At 53.8% G+C, this 21,690-nt stretch carries 20 protein-coding genes and 2 pseudogenes; 7 read left to right on the top strand and 15 right to left on the bottom strand.

The genetic code is table 11. The features are described from left to right. The first annotated feature begins 44 nt into the window (after positions 1–44). Positions 45–1,500: pseudogene (locus PFER_RS07160) on the top strand (DUF2139 domain-containing protein). 10 nt (positions 1,501–1,510) lie between these two features. Here the strand turns inward: PFER_RS07160 and PFER_RS07155 are convergent. From PFER_RS07155 to tes, 3 genes are all read right to left on the bottom strand, one after another. Beyond that, on the bottom strand, positions 1,511–3,820 hold the full coding sequence (locus PFER_RS07155) for a methyl-accepting chemotaxis protein (protein ID WP_048150451.1): 2,310 nt from the start codon (positions 3,818–3,820) through the stop codon (positions 1,511–1,513). A gap of 136 nt (positions 3,821–3,956) precedes the next feature. Then, positions 3,957–4,253 carry a DUF3213 domain-containing protein gene (locus PFER_RS07150; RefSeq protein ID WP_048150449.1) on the bottom strand — a complete coding sequence of 99 codons (297 nt, stop codon included), beginning with the start codon at positions 4,251–4,253 and terminating at the stop codon, positions 3,957–3,959. A gap of 10 nt (positions 4,254–4,263) precedes the next feature. Further along, positions 4,264–6,018, bottom strand: coding sequence for a tetraether lipid synthase Tes (tes, locus tag PFER_RS07145; RefSeq protein ID WP_048150447.1), 1,755 nt, complete (start codon positions 6,016–6,018; stop codon positions 4,264–4,266). A gap of 154 nt (positions 6,019–6,172) precedes the next feature. Here tes and PFER_RS07140 point away from each other — a divergent pair, with 154 nt between their 5' ends. The 4 genes from PFER_RS07140 (at position 6,173) to PFER_RS07125 (ending at position 9,446) form a co-directional block, all read left to right on the top strand. Then, entirely contained in the window at positions 6,173–6,547 is a 375-nt protein-coding gene (locus tag PFER_RS07140; protein ID WP_048150445.1) for a hypothetical protein, read from the top strand. A 4-nt stretch (positions 6,548–6,551) separates the two neighbouring features. Beyond that, positions 6,552–7,127 carry a type-4 uracil-DNA glycosylase gene (gene udg, locus PFER_RS07135; RefSeq protein ID WP_048150443.1) on the top strand — a complete coding sequence of 192 codons (576 nt, stop codon included), beginning with the start codon at positions 6,552–6,554 and terminating at the stop codon, positions 7,125–7,127. Between the two features lie 337 nt (positions 7,128–7,464). Further along, positions 7,465–9,060 (top strand): Na+/H+ antiporter NhaC family protein, encoded by a 1,596-nt coding sequence (locus PFER_RS07130; protein ID WP_048150441.1) that lies wholly within the window; start codon positions 7,465–7,467, stop codon positions 9,058–9,060. Between the two features lie 86 nt (positions 9,061–9,146). Continuing rightward, complete coding sequence (locus PFER_RS07125; protein WP_048150439.1) at positions 9,147–9,446, top strand: DUF2103 domain-containing protein; 300 nt, start codon at positions 9,147–9,149, stop codon at positions 9,444–9,446. Here PFER_RS07125 and PFER_RS07120 read toward each other — a convergent pair. The 7 genes from PFER_RS07120 to PFER_RS07090 are packed head-to-tail and all read right to left on the bottom strand — an operon-like array spanning position 9,443 to position 15,354. Beyond that, the gene (locus PFER_RS07120) at positions 9,443–10,105 is read right to left on the bottom strand and encodes an ABC transporter ATP-binding protein (RefSeq protein ID WP_048150437.1); all 663 of its coding nucleotides are present in this window, start codon (positions 10,103–10,105) and stop codon (positions 9,443–9,445) included. The two genes, PFER_RS07125 and PFER_RS07120, sit on opposite strands and share 4 nt — an antisense overlap. Then, a complete protein-coding gene (locus PFER_RS07115; protein ID WP_245612489.1) occupies positions 10,102–10,509 on the bottom strand; it encodes a hypothetical protein in 408 nt (135 codons plus the stop codon). Before PFER_RS07115 ends, PFER_RS07120 begins: the two co-directional genes overlap by 4 nt. Positions 10,510–10,535: 26 nt before the next feature. Next, on the bottom strand, positions 10,536–11,306 hold the full coding sequence (locus PFER_RS07110; RefSeq protein WP_048150431.1) for an ABC transporter permease: 771 nt from the start codon (positions 11,304–11,306) through the stop codon (positions 10,536–10,538). Between the two features lie 36 nt (positions 11,307–11,342). Continuing rightward, complete coding sequence (locus PFER_RS07105) at positions 11,343–12,929, bottom strand: S-layer protein (RefSeq protein ID WP_048150430.1); 1,587 nt, start codon at positions 12,927–12,929, stop codon at positions 11,343–11,345. Continuing rightward, positions 12,926–13,972: a hypothetical protein gene (locus tag PFER_RS07100; RefSeq protein WP_245612488.1), complete on the bottom strand. Its 1,047-nt coding sequence runs from the start codon at positions 13,970–13,972 to the stop codon at positions 12,926–12,928. The genes PFER_RS07105 and PFER_RS07100 overlap by 4 nt, the downstream gene beginning before the upstream one ends. Next, positions 13,957–14,973, bottom strand: coding sequence for a hypothetical protein (locus tag PFER_RS07095; RefSeq protein WP_048150425.1), 1,017 nt, complete (start codon positions 14,971–14,973; stop codon positions 13,957–13,959). The genes PFER_RS07100 and PFER_RS07095 overlap by 16 nt, the downstream gene beginning before the upstream one ends. Positions 14,974–14,988: 15 nt before the next feature. Further along, positions 14,989–15,354 (bottom strand): hypothetical protein, encoded by a 366-nt coding sequence (locus PFER_RS07090; RefSeq protein ID WP_048150422.1) that lies wholly within the window; start codon positions 15,352–15,354, stop codon positions 14,989–14,991. A 333-nt stretch (positions 15,355–15,687) separates the two neighbouring features. Between PFER_RS07090 and PFER_RS07085 the strand changes: the two genes are divergently transcribed. Next, positions 15,688–16,290 carry a class I SAM-dependent methyltransferase gene (locus tag PFER_RS07085; RefSeq protein WP_048150419.1) on the top strand — a complete coding sequence of 201 codons (603 nt, stop codon included), beginning with the start codon at positions 15,688–15,690 and terminating at the stop codon, positions 16,288–16,290. On the opposite strand, the gene PFER_RS07080 is transcribed toward PFER_RS07085, so the two are convergent. Continuing rightward, a complete protein-coding gene (locus tag PFER_RS07080) occupies positions 16,287–17,117 on the bottom strand; it encodes a DMT family transporter (RefSeq protein ID WP_048150416.1) in 831 nt (276 codons plus the stop codon). The genes PFER_RS07085 and PFER_RS07080 overlap by 4 nt on opposite strands. 29 nt (positions 17,118–17,146) lie before the next feature. Further along, positions 17,147–18,340: a glycine cleavage system aminomethyltransferase GcvT gene (gene gcvT, locus PFER_RS07075; protein WP_048150414.1), complete on the bottom strand. Its 1,194-nt coding sequence runs from the start codon at positions 18,338–18,340 to the stop codon at positions 17,147–17,149. An 83-nt stretch (positions 18,341–18,423) separates the two neighbouring features. Between gcvT and nucS the strand changes: the two genes are divergently transcribed. Next, complete coding sequence (nucS, locus tag PFER_RS07070; RefSeq protein ID WP_048150411.1) at positions 18,424–19,170, top strand: endonuclease NucS; 747 nt, start codon at positions 18,424–18,426, stop codon at positions 19,168–19,170. Here the strand turns inward: nucS and PFER_RS07065 are convergent. From PFER_RS07065 to PFER_RS07055, 3 genes and pseudogenes are all read right to left on the bottom strand, one after another. After that, a complete protein-coding gene (locus PFER_RS07065; RefSeq protein ID WP_048150409.1) occupies positions 19,167–19,547 on the bottom strand; it encodes a DUF473 domain-containing protein in 381 nt (126 codons plus the stop codon). The genes nucS and PFER_RS07065 overlap by 4 nt on opposite strands. A 9-nt stretch (positions 19,548–19,556) precedes the next feature. Next, a complete protein-coding gene (locus PFER_RS07060; RefSeq protein ID WP_211255079.1) occupies positions 19,557–20,279 on the bottom strand; it encodes a proteasome assembly chaperone family protein in 723 nt (240 codons plus the stop codon). A gap of 57 nt (positions 20,280–20,336) precedes the next feature. Continuing rightward, positions 20,337–21,587, bottom strand: a pseudogene (locus PFER_RS07055) (RNA-guided endonuclease InsQ/TnpB family protein); the annotation flags it as partial. Between the last annotated feature and the right edge of the window lie 103 nt (positions 21,588–21,690).

The raw sequence follows: 21,690 nt of genomic DNA, 5'->3' as shown, positions 1-21,690 counted from the left end.
GAAAACCCAATAAGGGCCGAGAGCGTATGGGCTGTGGTGATAGAATGCTCCTCCGCAGTTATCGCTTTCCCGGAAGGTACGGTCCCGAGTGGGGCAGCGGCGGAATCTTCGGCCTGAGGTATCACAACGGCGTCCTCTACTTCACCCTCGCCTTCGAGGCGGAAGCACATTTTCTCGACGTGAAGAGCAATGAAGAGAAGACCTACGATTTCACCCTGCCCGGAGAAGGGCCCACGAGCGGTGGGGATACCTACAACGCGGTTGAAACGGTTGATGAGTTCATATACTTCGGCGGCTGGGTTCACGCGCCCGCTATCTACAGGCAAGACAGGAGAATACTTTTCAACAACAAATACTCCCACGTGCACGCCTACGACACGGAGGAAGGAAGCGTAAGGCTCGTGTGGAAGGACTCAATACATCACGAGACCGACTGGGCCGGGGAGGTGAGCGAGATACTCTACGACCCCTACAACGATAGGCTCCTGCTCGCGAGGGAAGATGGGCATAAAAAACCTCGGCGTCTACTCCCTGGACAGGAGGACGGGGAAGGCCGAACCCCTCATAACCGAGCCCACCTCCAAGGGGACGAGGGTTCACGATACGGCCTTCTTCGGGATAGGAAATAACTTCACAGAGGGACTGAGGGAGTTCAGGGCCCTTGATCTGATAAGCGGAAAGTGGGAGGCCTTCAAACCGGGCGATAGCGTTGATGGAAGGCCCTACATCAGGCCCGAGCTGGGGGCGATGGGTTCAGCTTACAACAGGGCCTTCGCCTTCGTGCGCGGTGGCGTCTTTGCGGGCAACCCTCTGATGGGTGAGGACTTCACCTTCTACCGCCTCCTCGACTTCTACACCTTCTACGCGCCCTTCAGGGTGAACGCGATAAACGTCGGCGGTGGCATCCTAACTGCCTTCAACGCCCACCACGACGCGGTTTACAGGAGGGAGGACGAGTTCGGATGGAGAACCACGAACACGGTGGTGGGACCGAGCGTTTTGGTGTACATTGCCCCCCCGATGGTCAAGATAGTCGGGGTCCTCGGTGCCAGGGTAACGAGCATCGAGAAGATGGACGGGAAACTTCTGGTGGCAACGAACAGTGCCCCCAACACCGGAGCCACCGAAGCGACGCCCTTCGACACCGGGACAAGGGACATCGTGATTCTCGACGAGAGGGTCATCCAGGAGAGGCCGCCCGCCGTGAGCTTCTCCCTCCCGCTGGCGCTCCCCTCTATGGCGAAGTCCATGGGTGCGGGGACCTTCGGGGGAATCCCCCTCGAAGGCTACCGCGAGCCGAGGGCGGTGTTCTACATGACGCGGGACGACGTGCTCACCGTCCACGAGTACGACCTCTCGCTCCCCGCGGGGAACGCCTTCAGCGAGTCCTACAAGCTCAGGGCAGGCAAGAACGTCCTCGATTTAAGTTCCTTCAGCGGGATAGTGAGCTTCGAGCTGGAAAAAGGGGTAGAAGGGAGGGTAAGGATAGAGCTCCACTGAGTTTTCTTTTTTACAGTTTGAACCTACTGATAATACCCCTTAACTTCCCAACGATGTTTTTGAGTTCTTCGGCTGCTCTCTTCAGCTCCTCGATAGCTGCCGTCTGCTCCTCAACTGCCGAACTAACCTCCTCGGCCGAAGCAGTAGTTTCTTCAGCAGAGGCGGCAAGATTCTCAAGTGCTTTGAGAGCCTTATCAACCTCCTCCTGAGTCCTAATAATCTGCTCCTTCACGTGACCCAATCTGGAACCAGTCTCACTGATCAGCTCGGCAATGTTGGTAAGGTACTCCGTGGTTTCCCTGAGAGTCTCTGAGGACTCCCCAACAACACTCACCCCCCTCTGCGTGGCGCTAACAGCACCCCTAATCTCATCAGTCATCTTCCCGATGATGTCCTTAATGTTGTCCGCGGCCTTCTTACTCTCCTCAGCCAGATTCCTGATCTCCTGGGCAACGACGGCAAAACCCCTACCAGCCTCACCCGCTCTAGCAGCCTCAATAGCCGCGTTGAGAGCAAGCAGGTTCGTCTGCTCGGCAATTCCTGTAATAACGTTCGTAATCTCCTCAATACTCCTACTCATCTCATTAACCCTGCTGACGGCATGCTCAATCTCACCCATCATCTCCTGAATACTCTGAATCTGCTGTGCCGAAACCTCACCCTTCTCCCTGCCCTCTTCCGCAATGTGAACAACCTCGTTAACAGCCCCCTCAAACTCCTCCATCGCCCTAACGCTCTCCTCACTCACGTCAGCCACTAACCTAACACCCTCTGTAATCTCATTAATATTCTCCTGCTGCCTCTGAGCCTCAATACTCACCTGCTGCACAGCCTCATTCACCTGGTTGATAGCCTCAGTAACATCACTTGCAATCTGAGCAAGCACGTTTGTTCTCTTGTCCAGCTCGTTGGTTATATCCACGATCTCACCGATAATCCCCTTGAGTCTGTGGCTCGTGTCTCTCAGATCCTCCAGAACGTCCTTGAGTTCACCCTTTGCCTCGACGCTTAGACCGTTGCTCAGGTCGCCCTCAGCCAAGCGCTCAAGTTTGGTCGCTATGGTATCCAATGTCCCAACGAGATCCTTTCCTACCGCTTCGAAGGCCTTTATGAGCGCCCCAATCTCGTCCTCCTCTAGGTAATGTATCCTCTTAAGCCGTTCTCTAACCTCGCTCAACTTTCCATCTGCCAAGGCCTGCGCCACGTCGCGGAGATGTTCAAGGGGCTTTAGTGTGCTGTTCACGCTCCTGTAGGCGATCCCCATGACGACCAGGCCGAAGAGCGCGGCGAGAATCGAGCCAAGGAAAGACGTTTTTATGCCTGAATTAACTTCCGAGGTTATCTCATTGGCCACTTTTTCAGTGTTTTCTTTTAGGGATGCCTCTATAGCTTTCATCATTGGGTCAGTGAGCTCGTTTATGGGGACTGTTGCCAGAACTATCCACCCGGTAGTTTTCATCCTCTTGTAGCCCGCTATCTTGTCAATACCTTTGAAAGTGTACCTGACCCAGCCGGTATCTTTGTTCTTATCGAGCTCTCCTGCAAGGTCTGCCAGATTTGGATCGTCGTGAATGTTGAGTTTCTGGACGAGGCTCTCATCCGGATGGACGATTATCGTCCCGTCCTTGTTGGAAATCGCTATGTATCCGCTCTGGCCTATCTTTATCTGTTTGGCCTGATCTATCAGAGTGGAGACGAAAACGTCAACGCCGATGACACCAACAAACTTGCCGTTAATGTAAACAGGTTCCGAGAAAGTAACTATCCATTTACCTGTTGACGCATCCTTATAAGGCTCCGTCCACACCGGGCCGTTCTTCGAAACCGCTTCCTTGTACCAGGGCCTCACGCGCGGATCATAGCCCTCAGGAAGGGGCTCGTCTGGCCACATATACATCCCGCCGGTGGTGCTTCCGAAGTAAACATAAGCCACATTTGGGTCAAGATTCCTTACCATCTCGAAGCGCTTGAGCAGAAACGCCTTGAACTGAGGGTCGCTTTCATCGTGCCTTGAGTATACCTCCTGGACGTCCTGAACGGCCACATCCCCCATCATGCGCATTTTGTCAAAGTAGTCGTCGAAGAGCTTGGCCCCCAACTCGGCCGCACTTATGGCTATCGTCCCTGCCTCTTCAGTAACCGGCTTCTGGACGCTTTTCTCCATTTCCTTGGGCAGAACCTCTTGGAGCTGAACCTGAAGGGTTTTGTGAATGCTGTCCCTCATTCTGAGCGTTGAGTACCCAACAGTGGCGGTGCCAATGAGAAGTGTTACAATAACTGCGACTATTAGGGTAAGGATTATCTTCTTCCGAAACTGCAACGGAGTCACCTCCACTTACGGAAACTCTAAAAGTAGTTCAGGAATTCAATTGTTAAATTCTTTTTGTGTAGGAGCTTATGTATGTAATTACAATGCAAAAGAGAACGGCATATGACTAAAATAAAAGTAGAAGTAGTTAATGGTTAACGAGTACATTGTTCGAGCCCATACTTCCCACGATCAACTCCTGAACCATCAGGCTCTCTTCTGTCACTATCTCCGGCTTGAGGTCTTCAAGCCTCTTCAGGAGCTCCTCCCTGGGGAGGACTTCCTCGTCAAAGACCACGACGCCCCTCTTTGAGTAGCCGTTGAGGAATACCCTCCACACCCCTATCTCCTTCGCAATCTCGTACTGCTTTGCGCTCGTATTCTCCCAGTCAGCGCTGGTGAGTTTGAGCACGAGCTTCGTGAGCCTCTTGTCGGGCTTTACCATCCCCACCACCTCACTCAAAGTAGTTCTTTATGTCAATGTACGTCTTCTGGTATAGCTCGCTGTTCTTCATTTTCTCCACGAACTCCTTGGTTCTGATGTACTTGTCCTTCCTGTAGTCCCAGTCGGGGTGAAGGGCCTTCCACTCCTCCCAGCTGTAACTGAACTGGGCCTGCACCTTGTCCCTGTAGAGCTCGGGGATGACGTTGAAGGAGCAGAAGGGCACTATCCTTCCATCGGGCATCGCGTAGTGGATGACGCAGCGCTCCACCCTCTGGACGTCGTAGTTGTACTCGTCCTGGAAGTGCATCATACCAAGGAAGAGCGTCTTGGTGTGGAACTGGCCGAGGGCCTCGTAGTTGCCGTGCATGAAGGCGTTCTTTATGAGGTCGAGCACGTCGAAGTTCTCGGGGGCGTACTCCTCGTCGTAGAAGCTCCTGAACTTCACAAAGATTTCAGCGCCGAGTTTGAGCTTCCGAAGCTTACCGAGGCTCTTCCACTTCTCTATCTCCTCCGCCTTCTCCTCGAGGTACTCCACGAATCCCTCAACGTCGAGGAACCTTGAGATGGGTATCACCCTGTTCCCATCGAGGAAGACGTAGGTTGCCGCCCCACAGCCGAAGTGGCTCGTCATGTAGTACCTCCTTCCTGTGAAGGCCTCAAAGAAGCGCGCTATGTGGCCCGCTATGGGTATCGGATACCAGTCGTCCCTGGCAATGGCTCCGTTGGTCTGCTCCTCGATCTTCTTTATCGCCCCGGGGATGGTTATCCTGAAGCGCTGGCGCTCCTTCGTGGGAACCCTGCCCACCATCGAGAGGGGCTGGAAGTTCACTCCCCTTATGATGTCGAGGTGGTTTAGTCCAAAGTTGATTATCGCGCCAAGCTCGTGGTCGTTGACGTTCCTTATGGTGGTCGGGACGAGGACTATTCCCGGGCCGCCTGCCTTCCTCACGTTCTCAAGGATTAGCGGGACTTCCCAGTGGTTCTTCCAGTTGGTCTGGGGGGTCATTCCGTCGTAGCTCATGTAGAGGGTGTTGACTCCGGCCTCGCGGATTTTCTTCACGAGCTCGGGCTCAAAGGCAAGCTTTATTCCGTCGGTGTTGAGCTGGACGTGGTCGTATCCCTCTTCCTTCGCTATCTTGATTATCTCGATGAGGTCATCCCTGAGCGTTGGTTCCCCTCCGGTTAGCTGGACGGCGTTTGCTCCAACCGGCTGCTCCTTTTTGGCGTTGCGGAGCATCATGCGTATCTGCTCGAGGGTCGGCTCGTAAATCGGCTGGCCCTCCTTGGCATAGAAGAAGCAATACCAGCAGCTCAGGTTACACCTGTTGGTCAGAACGATGTTGAGGAGACTCGTGTGTGAGTAGTGCCTTGAACAGAGGCCACAATCCAGGGGACAGTTAACCCCGCTGTTCTCAACGTTGAAGGAGGCGAGCTTGAAGTCGTAGCTCCATTTCATGAAGCGTTTGAACATTTCAACGTCCTCGTAATACACATCGGTTATCATGCCCTCGGGGCACTTCTTGGTTATCCACACACTACCGTCCTTCTCCCACACGAGGGCTCTCACAATTCTCCTCGTCTCAGGACAGATGGAGTACGTCTTGTAGGGGAGCACCCCCTTTTGGAAGCCAAAAGGAGCAGTCTCAATGAGCTTTCTAAATTCCTCCTCATCAATCTCTGGGTGTTCAACGATTTCACGGATTTTCTTGCTCGATTCAGCGAATTCCCGTTCGCCGCTTGGAGTCTCGCCGACGATCTCGGCCATACCTCCCACCTCCATGTGAAGACTTACAAGTTCGGGTATAAAAACTTTTGCGTAAATATGCAGATTTAACTGCATAGGTATGCCCGCCATGGGCCAACTGAGTACACTCAAAAAGTGTTAAAAACACGGGGGTATCAGATGGAGTGGTGGTAGAATGCCGGCTAGAGAGATGAGGATAGAAATGTTCGTGCGCTCCCTTCTCAGGAGGGACTTCAGCAAGGCCAAGGCCCACCTCGACAAGCTGGAGAAGATGGTCGGGGAAGACGAGTGGGGAAAAGGTTACGACAGGGCCATCGAGGGGTTTCTGAGCGCCCTGAAGGACAACGAGGGGGATTCCCTGATATTCAAGCTCATAAACGAGTTCGAGAGGGAGAAGGCTTCCGAGCTAAAGGAGCACTTCGAGAGGCTGGCCTCCCAGGAGTTCAGGGACGAGTACGAGAAGGGGTACTTCACGGCGTGGGCGGAACTGCTGAAGGCCTACCTCTCCCAGCAAACCCTCCTTTCCATGAAAAAGAAATCTAGGAGCTGAGAACGTGGGAAAAGAGGAACTGATGAAGAAGCTCGAGGAAAAGGTAAGGGACTGCAGAAAGTGCCCCCTCGGCGAGCTGAGGACGAACGCCGTTCCCGGGGCGGGAAGCTACGACGCCAAAGTAATGTTCGTTGGGGAAGCACCGGGCTACTGGGAGGACCAGAAGGGACTTCCCTTCGTCGGAAGGGCCGGGAGGATTCTCGACGAGCTTTTGGAGGGCATCGATCTCAGCAGAGAGGAGGTCTACATCACCAACATCGTCAAGTGCAGGCCCCCCAACAACCGGGACCCCACGGAGGAGGAGATTAAGGTCTGCTCCCCCTACCTCGACAGGCAGATAGACATAATCAGGCCGAAGGTCATAGTGCCCCTGGGGAGGCACTCCATGGCCTACATCCTCAAGAAGTTCGGCTTTGAGGTCGAGCCCATAAGCAAGAGCCACGGGAAAACCTTCGAGGCATACACCCTCTTCGGAAAGGTCGTCATAATGCCAAGCTACCATCCCGCGGTTGCGCTCTATAGACCGGTCATGAAGGAGGAACTGAGAAAGGATTTCCAGAAGCTCAGGGGGCTCCTGTAGTTTGGATGAATCTCTTTCCATCTCTCCGAATACTTCTCGCCGTTGTATGCCCTTCATTTGGTTTTACTTCGATGTAAACTCCGTTCCGCCGGCCCTTTTATGGGAAAGGTTTTTATCGTAGTAGTGCACATTAATGAACTTGAAAGTGCCGCAAATACCATAAACGTCTACGACACGCCATTATGCCCCAGAAACACCTTCGATATGTATGGCAATCTGTCGCAATATCCTCAATAAGACCAACAAATGACAGAAATTCTCACGAAAAAGTTATAAAATCCCCTAAATAGTTGCGGCTGCGGAAATGAATGTGTACGTTAAAAACGGGGGTGGATATATGTCTGACTTTGGTGTGTTGTCCCTGTTGCCGCCGCTGGTGGCCATTATACTGGCTATCTGGACTAAGAGGGTTATACTGGCGCTGTTCGCAGGTGTCTGGATTGGTGGCGTAATGGCAGCGGGCTGGAACCCGATTTCGGGAACAACCCAGAGCCTCGAGTGGATAGTTGGCAACGCCACCGACGACTGGAACGCGAGGATACTGCTCTTCGACTTCCTCATCGGCGCTGGCGTTGGCTTAATCTACAAGTCCGGCGGAGCCATGGCCATAGGCCGGGCCCTCACAAAGCGCGTCAGGACGAGCAGGGCGGCCTCGCTAATGGGCTGGCTCCTCGGAGTTCTGGTGTTCTTCGACGACTACACCAACACCATCATCGTCGGTAACACCATGAGGCCCATAACCGACAGGACTCGCGTTTCGAGGGAGATGCTGGCTTATATAGACGACTCAACGGCAGCTCCAGTTGCGGGTCTTGCCCTCGTCTCAACCTGGATAGGTTACGAGATAGGCCTCATCGGTGACGCGTTCAAGGGTCTGAACGTTGACTACGGTGCTTACACCGCCTGGCTCTCAAGCGTCCCCTACAGGTTCTACTCGATATTCGCCATCATCCTCGTCTTCATCGTGGCCTACACCCACAGGCACTACGGCCCGATGCTCCACGCCGAGTACCGCGCAAGGACCGAAGGTAAAGTTCTCCGCGACGGTGCCAAGCCCATGATGACCACCGAGATAGACCTCGGAATGCCCAAAGAGGGCGGCAACGTTCACTTCTTCATATGGCCAATACTGGCGCTCGTCTTCGTGACCCTCTACGGGATGTGGTACACGGGAGGCGGCGGTGAGACCTACGCGACGGACGGAATCATGGGAGTTCTCTCCAACTCAGACCCGGCGACGGCCCTTCTCTGGGGTTCATTCACGATGGTTGTCCTGGCGTTTGCCCTCGTCGTTGGAACAAGGCACATGACGGTTGAGGAAGCGGAAAACGCCATCGTCCAGGGAATGAAGCAGATGATCATAGCAAACACCATCCTCGTCCTCGCGTGGAGCATCAAGAGCGCCGCCGATGCCGTCGGAACAGCACCATACGTCGTTGACCTCGCCAAGAGCGCGGGAATAACCGGTGGAATGGTGCCCCTCATAGTGTTCCTCGTCGCGATGTTCATCTCCTTCACAACGGGAACCAGCTGGGGAACCTTCTCCATCATGATGCCGATAGCCATACCCCTCGCCTACGGTGTCACCGGCAACGTTGGGCCCGAGGTCTTCGCGAGCATCGGTGCGGTCTTCGCCGGCGGTATATTCGGCGACCACTGCTCCCCGATCAGCGATACAACAATTATGAGCTCGATGTTCAGTGGTTCAGACCACATTGACCACGTCAGCACCCAGGTGCCCTACGCGTTCACCGCCTCGGCCGCGGGACTGGTGCTGTACCTCCTCTTCGCGGCAGGAATCCACAGCTGGGTGATACTCCTCCCGATAGGCCTTGTCCTCCTCGTGGGCGAGTGGTACTTCCTCAGCGAGTGGTACGGCAAGAAGTACGGCATACCGCACGGAAAGGTGCCCATCTACGTGGTTGAGGAGTGAACCTCCCCCCAATTTTTTATCTTCTTCGTTTTGAGCCTCTCTTCTGGTTCCCAAACCCTTAAAAAATTCGGGTGGTAGCACCTTCCATGCCCAGGCACTTCAAGCGTGGAGTGAAAAGGGAGCACCATTTCCTGAAGGGGCTCGAGAAGCCGCTGGAAAAGATAGCGGAAATTCCAGGCGTTAAGAAGGTTATCCCCGGGAGAATTTACGCGAGCGACTCCCGGGGCTTCGAGATAAAGGTGACGAGGGAAACGCAAACTGGACTAAAGCTGGTGGCAAAAAGCGGGGGCTCAGTTCAGGAGGTTTTTCTCGTGGTTGATAAAGATGAGAGGGAGAGGGTGCGGAGGACGATACCCCTCCTCATGGAGGAATGGAGGAAGGGTTAAATCTCCTCGATATTGGGGATCACCTCGTCGGGGGTCCCTTCCAGCACCACTCTCCCTGCAGCAATGACAACCACCCTGTCCGCGAATTCAACTAGGGGGCGCCATATGTGGGAGATTACCACCATATTGGTGCCCTTCTCCGCTAGTTCCTTCAGAATTCCGGCCACCTCCTTAATCCCCTTGAGATCGAGGTTTGCAAGGGGCTCATCGAGAAGGACGAGTTCGGGACTGCCTAGAAACGCCTGGGCCAGGCTGATCCTTTTCAGCATTCCTGCGGAGTACTCGCCTATCTTTCTATCCAGATAGCCGTTAGTGGAGAAGAGTTTTGCGGCCTCAGTAACTTCACTCTCGTCCAGTCCCTTGAATTCTGCCAGGTATTTAAGCCATTCCTCTCCGCTCCTGTGTCGGGGAAGCGCGGGAGGGTCAAAGGACACACCTATTTTCTTTCTCAGACGGGCATTGCTCCATGGGTTCTCACCCAGAACTTTGATCTCTCCCCCACTTGGCCGGTATAATCCGGCGCAGAGGTTCAGGAAGGTGCTCTTGCCGCCGCCGTTGGGGCCGAGTATCAGCGTTACCCCCTTATCGATCTCCAGGTTCACCGAGTCCAGGGCCACGAGCTTTCCGAACCGCTTTGTGAGGTTCTTCGCAGTTATCATCTTCTCCTCCCCTCCAGCAGCAGGATAACCGACAGAAGGAGGGCGCTTATCCCACCTATACCGTACCTAATGTTGAGTGTGGTCACTGAGGGGTACCTGTTGATAACCCTCACCGCCATCGTTACTGGGGTCATTGTCTGGACCGAGAAGTAGTACGGCCCTGAGTGGGCCAGCTTAACCCTGTCCCTGAAACTTCCGGTCACGTTTCTTTCAAGGATTGCCCTTCTATCCTCCGGATCGAAGACCCTGACGGTGTATTGGGTCCCCTCATCGGCGTTGGAACTTAACATGGCGATTCCGGACGATGGCACCATGATGCCCTGTCCCACAAGCACAACCTCGGAAATCGGCTGACTCAGTGCGTTCTTCTCTACGGGGAACACAAGGAGCGTCAAAATGACCATCGACAGCAGCACCGCCTTTAGAAGCCTCATGAGACATCCCTCCATTCGCTCAGTATAAGGGCCGCCCCCAGCATCACCGCTGGAAGGAGGATCCCCATATAGAAGGAGCCGTCAATGAACGCCGCTACCCTATCCGCGGGGTAAAACTGGGTTGTGTAGGCCTTGAAGAACGCGTCGTCGATCACCGCCGGTGGGAGGCTCCTCAGTTTGAGCACGAGGGGGGCGTAGAGGATGGTGATGCTTCCCAGGAGGGAGGCGAACGTATTGGGGGAGAGCATTGCCACAAGGGCCGACACCGAGACCACGTAGAGCACCATCATCGCCCAGTAGATTAGGTAACCCGCCAGGAAGCCCTCGTCGAAGAGTGTCTTCCCGATTAGGCTTGAAACGTCCCCGTGAATGTAGATGAACGCCAGGAACGCGGGAAGGAGAGAGGCGAGGAAGAGCAGCACCATGGCAGATAATGCCTTTGAGAGCACCACGGAATAGTTCCTGACCGGCAGGCTATAGACGCTTTTGGCGACTCTCGTGTCCCTGTCGTATCTCATCATCAAAGAAACCAGCAGGGCCCCGGTAAGGGCGAATATTGTGTACTCTTCGGTTCCAAGCCTCGGAAGCGTGAGGCCCAGGGTCTTGGCCGCCTCTGAAACTATAATCTCATCCGGCCCGCTTACCATGAATGTAACGTCGTTGCTGGTCAGGCCGGAAAAGAAAGTGATGCCCAGCATAACGAAACCAAACATGAAGACTATGAGGTTGTAGGGGTCCTCAAGCTCCCATTTCATCTGAGTTTTCATGGTTCTCACCCCTTTGGGCATCTTGAGCTCGACTCTTTACATCTTTTTGAGTATGAGGTAAACCACTACAATGACTGCCATTAGGGCACTTAATTTGACCCATAAGGAGCTGTTATCCTTCCTTGGCGGATGGGGGGCACTGCTGTCTGGGAGCGTTGGAAAAATCTGAGTGTTCCCGGGAACATTGTTTTGTTTGTCCTGTGTGTTCTCCTCCTGTGTGATGTCGTTCTCTCCGCTTGATGGTGGCGAGATAATGATTTCCGAATTCTCCACAGCTGGCTTTCTCTCCATGCTCACTTCGACCCTCTTGGATTCATTTGGGGCCAGGATTATATCCAGGCTCTTTGTGATGTAGCCGGCTGCCCTCACCGTGAGATTGTAGCGCCCAGGACTTATGGTGAGAGTTCCAATCTTAACTTCCTCCCCGTTCAGTAGTACTGTCGCGTTCTCCGGATGCACTGAGAGGCTGAGAGTCGCGTTGGCGGGGATGAGTTTCAGGAGGACACTGGAACCCTCCCTCAGAACTATGGACTCCCTGGCGGAGAGATTGCCCCTGGAGGCTATGACGGTGTAGTTCCCAGGCGGGAGGAAGAGGGTAGCCGGAGTGGTGGTAAAGACCCTCAGAACACCGTCCGTGACTATAACCGATGCGTTTGAGGGCTCCGACTCAATTTCAAGCGGGACAGTTTTCACTATCTTCCTCTCCACCATTAGTCCGGACTTGACCTTCTCCATGTTCACGTGGATGTGATACGTCTCGTTGGGGACAACCTTCACGACGCTCTCAACGAGATGGTGGTAGTCGGCTATCCCCACGGTGTGGGTGTCGAGCTTATGGATGACCGGAATCCGTATCGTTCCGTAGAAACCAACGGCGGTTGCGTTGTAGACGTCGTGGGGAATCGCGGGGACGTAAAAGCCCATGGGGGTGTAGAAGATGTAGCGGTTGTGGCCCCCGTTGAGGTACATCGTCAGGTTTTCCGGGGTTGAGTCTATCTCCAGCCGCGCCAACGGGACGACGTAGGTGACGTTCCTGATGCTCTCCATTCTACTGTCCCCACCGGGAAATACCTCCACGTAAAACATACAGGGGTTTCCATCGCCATCGTCTCCCATGTGCATGAAAGTTCCATTGAGGGTTATGTACACCTCTCCTTTTCCCCTTACAATGAGTCCCATGGGGTAGGGTTTTGAGATGTTGATATACCCAGAGTTGCCCCCACATTCACCGGGAAATGCGAAGGGGTCAAAGGGAGGATGCAGCTTTTCCTGGCTGTAGTTGGCGCTCTCGTTGAAGGTGGCCCTTATGGAGACTATCCCCTCGCCCGAGACGGCGTCTCCGATCGTGTCGGGATCTACGCGAACGATTGTAGAAGTTCCGGCCACCACGGAAACCTGAGCAACCACCGTGACGTTTCCGGTTATCCTGACGGTGTAGTTCCCGGGGGGAAGCGCCAGGCCCACCGGGGTGGGGTAGAAACCCATCCCCGGTATCTCAGCTATCAGTCCATCCGGCGCCTCAACGAAGAGGTAGCCCATCTCACCGTTTTCCCCGGTAGAGTAAACGGGAGGGATTAGCAGACCCGCTACCAAAACCGCCAGTAAGAGCGCGTTCCATCTCACCGCCTCCACCTCCTTTCATTCCAGACAAAGGCTATAATGAGGATGAGCAGTGCCAGGGCAAAGAAGTACTTCAGGGGAGTTGAGGGGGAGTGTTTGGTTCCGTAATCCGGGAACTTAACGTTAGTATCATAGAGGTTGAACCCCTGTCCGTACCACTCCTTGTCGTCCTTACCTTTATCAATAAGCTCGTACAGTTTCCGTGAGTTAGCTCTATCAAGGGCAATCGCTCCTATAACCCCCAAACTTGTCAGTTCTGACGTCATATCCGCAAAAATTGTTGTTATTAGAACACCAGTATCCGGTTCGTAAACCAGCTCTGTTATTATAGTATGACCCCCACCTCTCGTTAGATCGTCAATAACATACGCACCCTTGCTCTCGACAAACAAATAGGGGGGGATAAAATCCCCGTAGTGCGCGTGGAGGATTTTGCCCTCCATCCACGTGAAGGAGGCGTTCGTTATAACAATATCGTCCCCTTTGAGGTCGTATTTCTTCAGAAAAGTTGGTGTGAGAAGATAATCCCCTTTTTTCGGCGGGTCGGCGGGGTTTATGAAGAAAGTTGGGGGCCCGATTGGTGTGCCATCCTCCTCGTAATATATCATGTCGGTCAGATTTAAGCGGAGAACCTTCGAAAGAACCAGGCAGGGGAGTGTTGCCCCCGGTCTCACACTCACGTTGTTCAACTCCAGAGTAACCCTCACAAGAGCACTCTTGTTGGTAACGTTGAAAACCTCAAAACTCAAATACGAATCTCCCGTAACGAAGAGCGATATCATGCTGCGGTTGTCAATTTTGAAGAGGCTCCCATTTCCCTCATAAACATCTTTAATCTGCTCGTAAGCGCCCTTTGGAAGGAGTCTTGGCCAGATCATGAAGATGTTTACCTCGTTTTTCTCAGGATTGTCGGGCATTTTCATTGCGTATTTGATGTAGGCTCCTTCTTTGAACCAGTATGGGTGGGAGTAGGCGGGAGGTATTATTATTGGGAGCGTTATTACCGCGAGGACTATGATGGCGGTTTTTCTCATCCTCTTCTCCACCTCCAGGTGAGAATGATGGTGAGGAGCAAGCAGACGAGGGAAACCGCGAAGAAGTACTTCATTCCCGTGTTTGGAGTTGCTGTTGACGAAGTCTCCGGGAACTTAATGTTTGTGTCGTAGAGATTAAATCCCGGTTGCCACCATTCCCTGTCGGTTTTCTCCTCATCAATAAGTTTTGATAGTTTTTCGCCTGCCCGGTAATCATAGTCGCTCCCAAGCACAATACCCAATGAGAGGAGTTCAGGGGAGGCTTTGGTAAACACAGAGGTTAGCATTATCCCGGTATCAAAGTCGTAAACAGCACCAATATGGAGGCTTCCAGAGATGTATCCGTCGGGAAGTTTCCAGAAAAAGGGTGCTCTGTTGCTCTCAATATAAATGTACGGCGAAACAAAATCGCGGTAGTACGTGTGAAGCGTTTTATCCACCATCCAGGAATAAGATACGTTTTTTACCACAAGGTTTTTTGTGGATATCCCAAACTTAACCAGCGGCGAGACGTTCATCCAAAGTTCATCCCGATGGGGCGGACTTAAAGGATTCATAAAGAAGATGGGTCTTCCAAGTGCGGCTCCGTTTTCACCATAATACATCATGTCGCTCCGGTTAAGCAACAGAACCCTACTGAGCTTTAGCACGCCTATTCTGTGTCTGTTATACGCCCATGCATCGTTAAGCTCCAGCGTGATGTTAATTTTGGCAGAGTCATTCTTTATGGACACGACCCTAAACGTCAGGAACACGTGCCCTCTAACAAAAATAGACACCGGTTCATCTTCGCTGACTTCTTCAATTGCCAACACCTTCTCCCTAGCATCTGGGGGCATCAAAGGCGGATAAACCTCAAAAATATTGGTCTTCTCGTTATCCTCTCCCTGCGGTGAGAGAAGGGCATATTTAACATAAGCTCCCTCATGAAACCAATACGGGAAGGAGTTTACTAAGGGGAGGTGCCACAATGACAACAAGACTATAAAAATTAAAGCGAAGAGTTTTCGCATGGATTCCCCCCCGAATCATCTGAAATAATTTGGAATATCCGCGAGTGCAGTTCCAGTTTCTCCATTGTATCGAGTGTAGCCCACTCTGGCGTATGCGATTTTTGAAGTTATCCTAATTTGTCCGTACCAGTCCTTCATTCCCTTCGCTGTGGTTGTTCCATAAACCGTGTCGGTGAGGATTCTCTGGAATTTTCCGTCGCATACGAGCACTTGTCCGTGGATTCCGGCCCACACCCACTCGTCCTGACTCCACTCCCTTACGTCGCTGTTGTGGTCCCACGTGGTAACACAGCTTTGGGCCGAAACACTGCTTGCGGCGTTTACGAGGCCTACAAGAAGGCTTCCAACCAGGAGTACTCCGAGCATCACCCCGCGCTTCATAGTAACACCTCCGAATTTGCATTAGTAATGACGACCGAATCCTTAAAAGTTTTACTGTACGAGGAAGTTCTAATTACAGCTAATGAGTATAAACTTGTTAGTTCACAGTTACATAGTAATACAAGTTCAAGACCATATAAGAACACGGTGAGAAACAGGAAGGGGGATAGCATGATCTTTTTAGTGAACCCATTGAATTTGAGGACCGGACCTAAAGCCCTCTCTTCCAGAGCCACTCGCTTATATCCATAAGGTGCTCGATTGCCCGGTACGGCATGCTCTCGCCATGGAACGTTGGGTAAGGCTTTTAAAATCCTGTAACCACCAGACTACATGTCCTTCAGGGAGAAGTACGCGAAGCTCGCCAGATACTACGACCTCCTGGAGAGGCCGCTCGACAGGTTCTTCTGTCCGCTGAGGGAGAGGGCCATTTCCTTCGTTGAGGGGCCGAGGGTTCTTGAGGTAGGCGTTGGAGTAGGCAAGACCCTCAAATACTACCCAAGGGGCGTAGAGCTCCACGCAGTTGATGCCGTCCCTGAGGCCCTGAAGATAGCGGAGGGGAAGGCGAAGAAGCTCGGTCTAAAGGCCCACTTTCAAGTCATGGAGGCCGAGGGACTGGAGTTCCCGGATGGTTACTTCGACACCGTCGTTTCATCATTCGTCTTCTGCACCGTGCCCGAGCCGAGGAAGGCGATGGAGGAGATTAGGAGGGTTCTTAAACAGGGGGGCAGGGCGGTCTTCCTCGAGCACACGAGGAGCGATTCGAGTCTTGTGGACTGGCTCTTTCTCCGGCCCATGAAGCTCATTCTAAAGCCCCTCCTCGACGACGACCCCCTCAGGGAGACCCACAGACTGGTGAGGGAGTACTTCAATGTTGAGCACGAGGAGAGCTACTACCGCGGTGTGGTGCGGCTCATCGTGGCGCGGAAGGTCTAAGCACCCCTGCCGAGGAGGATTCCCCCCACAATCATCGTCAGCCCCAGAACGGTCGCCGGCGCTATCCTCTCGCCCACAAGCAGGGAGATAAAGAGGAGGCTCATGAAGGGCACGAGGTAAGCTATGCCCGAGGCGAAGGTCATATCGCTTTCAACTGCTTTATACCAGAGGATGAAGGTAACCCCCATCTCGAAGAGGCCGACGTAAACGGCCCCCACCAGGCCTTCAAACGGGGGAACTACAAAGCCGCCCGAGAGGAGGAGGACCATCGAGAGGTAGGCGAAGCCAAAGAGGAAGTTCCAGAACATCTTCTCAACGAGGGGCCTATCATCCCTTAGGTTCAGGAGCCAGTAGGAGGCCCATATCACCGCACTTCCAAGACCGAGGACAACGCCGAGGGGGTCGGAGAAGCCCAGCCCGGTGAGGTCTCCCTTCGTGGCCACGACTATCGCTCCAAGGAACCCTAAAAACAGGCCAAAGATAGTTTTTGGACGCGCCCTCTTCCCGAGGAGCGGGATGGAGAGGAGGACGAGCATTAGGGGCCAGGTGTAGTTTAAAGCTTGAGCCTCCTGAGCGGGCAGCCTATCGTAGGCCGAGAAGAGGACGGCGTAGTACGTTAGGGGGTTTATGAGGCCGAGGTATGCCGAGCGGAGGTTCTCCCTCCGGGGGGAGAACTCGCGGGCGTAAAGAATCCCAAAGAGGAGCAGCGAAGTCAGGGACGCGTAGAAGAGGAGCCCGAGGGGAGTGAGATACCTAAGCGAGAGCTTGAAAGCAGATGCTACCGTTGACCAGAGGGCAACGGCGAGGACGGCGTGCTTTCGGGACATGGAAAGAAGAAGGGAGGGAGGGTTTAAAATCATTCCTCCCTGAAGGCACCGTACTTCTTCGGGTCGTAGAAGGGCGGGGCAACCGTAAGGGCCTTCTTGGGCTTGCCCCTTATCTCGACCTCGATTTCGACGCCGGGAACCGCGTATTCCGGCTTGACGAAGGCTATTCCTATTCCTATGCCGAGGAGCGGTGAGCTGGTTCCGCTGGTGACCTCGCCTATAAGCTCTCCATCCTTGTAGACCCTGTAGCCCTCCCTCGGGATGCCCCTATCAACCATCTTGAAGTGCACCATCTTGCTCGGCAGTCCGCGCTCCTTCTGCTTGAGGAGGGCCTCCTTCCCTATGAACTCCTTGTCCCAGAAGAGGGCGAAGTCGAGGTTGGCCTGAAGGGGAGTAACCTCGTCGATATCGGTGCTGAGGAGCTGCTTCTCCTTGGTCTCGTTGCCGTAGAGGGTGTAGCCGGCCTCAAGCCTGAGCGTGTCCCTCGCTCCAAGTCCGGCCGGCTTTATGCCGTACTTCTCGCCGGCCTCAAGTATCTTCTCCCAGACGTAGAGGGCCTTCTCCGGCTTCCCGCGCTTGCTCTCGTCCGGGTGGTAGGGGTTCTTATCCTCGAAGTAGACCTCAAAGCCGTTCTCGCCGGTGTAGCCGCTCCTCGAGAGGAGCATCTTTATCCCGTCGAGCTCGACCCACGTGGCCTTAAACCACCAGAGGTCGTTGATGTCAATTCCAAAGAGCTCCTTCGCGAGGTCCCTCGCCTTCGGACCCTGGATTGAGAACATAACGTAGTCGTAGGTCTTGTTCTCTATCTCGAGGTCGAGCTTGCCGAACTTCTCTATTCCGCGCTTGATGGTCGTGAACCAGGCGTAGAGCTTCTCGAAGGCATCGCTGTCACATATCATCATGTACTCGTCGTCCCCCATGTTGAAGACGAGGGTTTCGTCCTTAACCGCTCCCCTCTCGTTGAGGACGAGGGTGTAGGTTCCGCTTATGGCGGGCGGCTTGCTTATGTCGTTGGTGGTGATGTACTGGAGGAACTCGAGGGCGTCTTTACCGCGGAAGAATATCTCCCCCATGTGAGATGTGTCGAAGATTCCGACGCCGTTCCTGACGGCGAGGTGCTCCTCCTTTATGCTCGAGTACCAGATGGGCATCTCCCAGCCGGCGAACTCCTCAACCTTCTTGGCGTGCTCCCTATGCCAGTCAAAAATGTGGACGCGCTTCATAGTATCACCATCATAAAATGTTTCGATGACGATATAAACCTTAGCCCACAAGCTTATTAAGTTCCCCGCCTTTAGTGAAGCCCATGAAGCTCAGGGCACTTGAGAACCCAAGCGCGGAGGAACTGGAGAGCATAATAAGCGAAGGGCTTTCGAGCGAGGCCATAATAACCATCTTCGCCCGCTGCAGAGTTTACTACGACGGCAGGGCCAAAAGCGAGCTCGGGGAGGGTGACAGGGTCATCCTCATAAAGCCCGACGGCTCTTTCCTCATCCACCAGAGGAACAAGAGGGAGCCCGTAAACTGGCAGCCACCGGGCAGTTCCGTGTTCTTTGAGAGGGAGAAACTAAGGCTCGTGAGCGTGAGGAGGAAGCCGAGGGAGACTCTCGAAGTTGAGCTACTGAAGGTTTACCTCGCCACCTACTTCCAGGCTGAGGACAGCGAGGAGCTAACCCTCATAGGCAGCGAGGCGGAGATGAGGGACTACATATTCGACCACCCCGAGGTCATAGAGGAGGGTTTCAAGCCCCTCTTCCGCGAGAAGCCGATAAAGCACGGCATAGTGGACATATTCGGCAGGGACAGGGATGGGAACATAGTCATCCTCGAGCTCAAGAGGCGGAGGGCGGATCTCCACGCGGTTAGCCAGCTCAAGCGCTACGTTGAGGACATGAGGGAGGAGTATGAGAACGTGAGGGGAATTCTGGTCGCCCCGTCGCTCACCTCGGGGGCTAAAAAGCTACTCGAGAAGGAGGGGCTGGAGTTCAGGAAGGTCAAACCCCCAAAGGGGGAGCGCAAAAAGGGGAAGCAAAAAACGCTCGATTCCTTTTAACCCATTGCCATTTCGTGGGGCAGCATCTCCCTCACGAGGGCCCTTATAACTCCATCCTTCCTCTCGAGCTCGACCACTTTTCCAAGGCCCCTCAGCCTCAGCTGAACCCTGCAGACCATGACCTCTCGCTCGTCGCTCTCCTCCCAGGGCAGCCTCTGCTCCATGCTCTCCACGTGAAGAACCTCAGCTATTATGCCCCCCGTCCCCTTAGTCACATCGTGGAAGGTGTCGTAGGTTAGAAAAACCCTGTCTCCTGTCTTAACGTGGGAGAGCGCCTCGATGTTGCGGGCGCTTCTCAACTCGAGGGTTTTCCTGGGGCTGTGGATGAGGGAGTCAAGGGCGCGCCTTGAAATCCCCACAAGAACTACCATTTCCATGCTCCCACCTCACAGGTAAACGCTCTCGTACTCCTTTTCCGTCTTCTTTCTCGCGGCCTCCATCTGGGCGTGCATTCTCCTGAGCTGCTCCTCTATCATCTCCGCCTCTCTGAGCAGGGGCTCCGTGGAGACCTCAAGCGGCGTCAGCTTTTTGAGCGCCTCTATGACGCTGGCGGCCGCCCGCGGGTCGGGCCTGTCCCCGAAGGTCTCTCCGAGGAGGACGTAGCCCTTCAAACCTGCCTTCTTTGCCTCGAGGAGGAGCTTCCCGCTTATCCCCATTATCGAGCCGTACTGGAGCACCTTGATGCCCGCGCTCTCGAGTTCGCCCTTTTCCTCTTCGCTGCTCCCAACGCCCCACACGTCCATCTGCTCCTTGAACATACCTATACCCATGCCTCCGAGGGATATTACCTTCTCCGCGTCGTGTTCCTTCAAATAAGCCACGAGCTCCCTGGCGATCTCGTTCACGAGCGTTGGTGTCACGTAAACGTCCGCCACGGCCACTATGATGTTGTCCTTCCCGTAGAAGCGCAGGGGAGGGTTGGGAGTTCCCTCGAATATCAGGGCCATGGGGGGCAGAAAGGAGCTCTCCACGTGCCCTATTACCTCCATCCCCATCTCCCTGGCGATGAAGTTGGCCGCTATGTGCCCAACGAGGCCTATTCCCGGGTAGCCCTCTATGAGAACCGGCGCCTCAACGTCGGGGAGAACCAGCTCGACCGGTTTCTCCATTTCCACCACCGCAATAATTTCACACCCGGAGCTTTTATGCTATTCGCCCTAGGTGAACTACCCCGCCCTCACGGACGGGGCTTCGTGAGGAGTTAGACCACCCCAAGGTAGCCTAACCCTCACAGGCCTGTTCACGAGGCCACTACCGGCTATCTCCCCAACGGGAGAATCGCCGGCTACCTTCCTCAAAATGTTCAAAGCACCATTCACGTCGGCGTTTATCAAAACACCAGTCGAAGACTGGAACAAGCCACGCTTCACCCTCTTTCCAAGATACTTGTCCCTCTTTTCAATCGGTTCGAGGGCGAGGGCATCAACCTTGCTCGTGTAGGCCTCATCAACCTCGATGTAGTTAATACCATACCGCCCGCACTTTGCCTTGAGCTTCCGCTTGAAGAGGCCGTATGGAACGAACTGGAAGCTCTGGTTGTTCCTCTTTCCGAGATTGGCGTTCTGCTTTATTCCCTTCAGCTCCCCGATGACGACGTTCCCAATACCGTTCTCAAGGCAGTAGTTCACGATGTAGCTTACCGCCTTGTTCATAAAATCGTTCACCACGTTCTTCCGCTTCTTGAGAAGCCACGCCATCTTTCGCCCGAACTTAATTCCCTGCCTGTCATACTGGATCTGGAGCTTCGCCTTCTCCTTGTTCCACCACCGGTTGAAGCTCTTCAACCCCCGACCTTCGATTATGAAGGCCGTCCCAGTGGTGGAAACACAGGTGGCGAAGTTGTCCAGACCCAAATCAATGGCGAGGTATTTTGAACGGTCTAAATCCCTCTCCTCAGGCTGGACTTCATAGACGTATTCGACCTCGAACCAGAGAGCGTTGTATCTCGGAAGAATGCGAATTTCCTTAATCCTGTGGCCTTTAACGTTCTTTGGAAGCGGGATTTCAAGGTGTTTAACGCCATACTTCTCGGCGAAGTTCTTTCCGAGGGTGAGGATAATCCTGTCTTCTTTTACCCTGAAGGACTGGTATGGGAAGATTAGGACGAAGTGGCCGTTTTTCGGAAGGTATTTCGGTGGTCTCACGGGTCTGTTGTAGTTTCCCTTCTTTCTCTCGTTGAGCACGTGGAAGAATGAGCGGAAGTTCCTTTCCACGATTTTCATCGTTTGCTGTGCGACTTGGCTCGGTAAGAGCTTGTAAGGTTCACTGTTCTTAACTATGTGGTATGCTTTTGTGTAGGGTAGAAAAGTCCCGTTCAGCTCGTAGTGTTGTCTAACCGTGTAGAGGGTGATGTTGTAGAGGTCTTTGGATAGGTGTGTTAGCGTCCTGAGGAGTTTGTAGGTTTTCTTGTCCGCTCGAAGGTGGTTCTTTTGGGTGAGATACGTGGGCGACCACCTATTATTTTTTAATAGGTGGAGTTTTTAATGGTTGCTGGCTTTCATCCCTCCCTTTCAGAAGGGG

Source organism: Palaeococcus ferrophilus DSM 13482 (assembly GCF_000966265.1).
In the GTDB taxonomy this organism is placed as follows: domain Archaea; phylum Methanobacteriota_B; class Thermococci; order Thermococcales; family Thermococcaceae; genus Palaeococcus; species Palaeococcus ferrophilus.
Note: the sequence above shows the minus strand (reverse complement) of the source record. Positions and strands in the feature narration are given on the sequence as shown.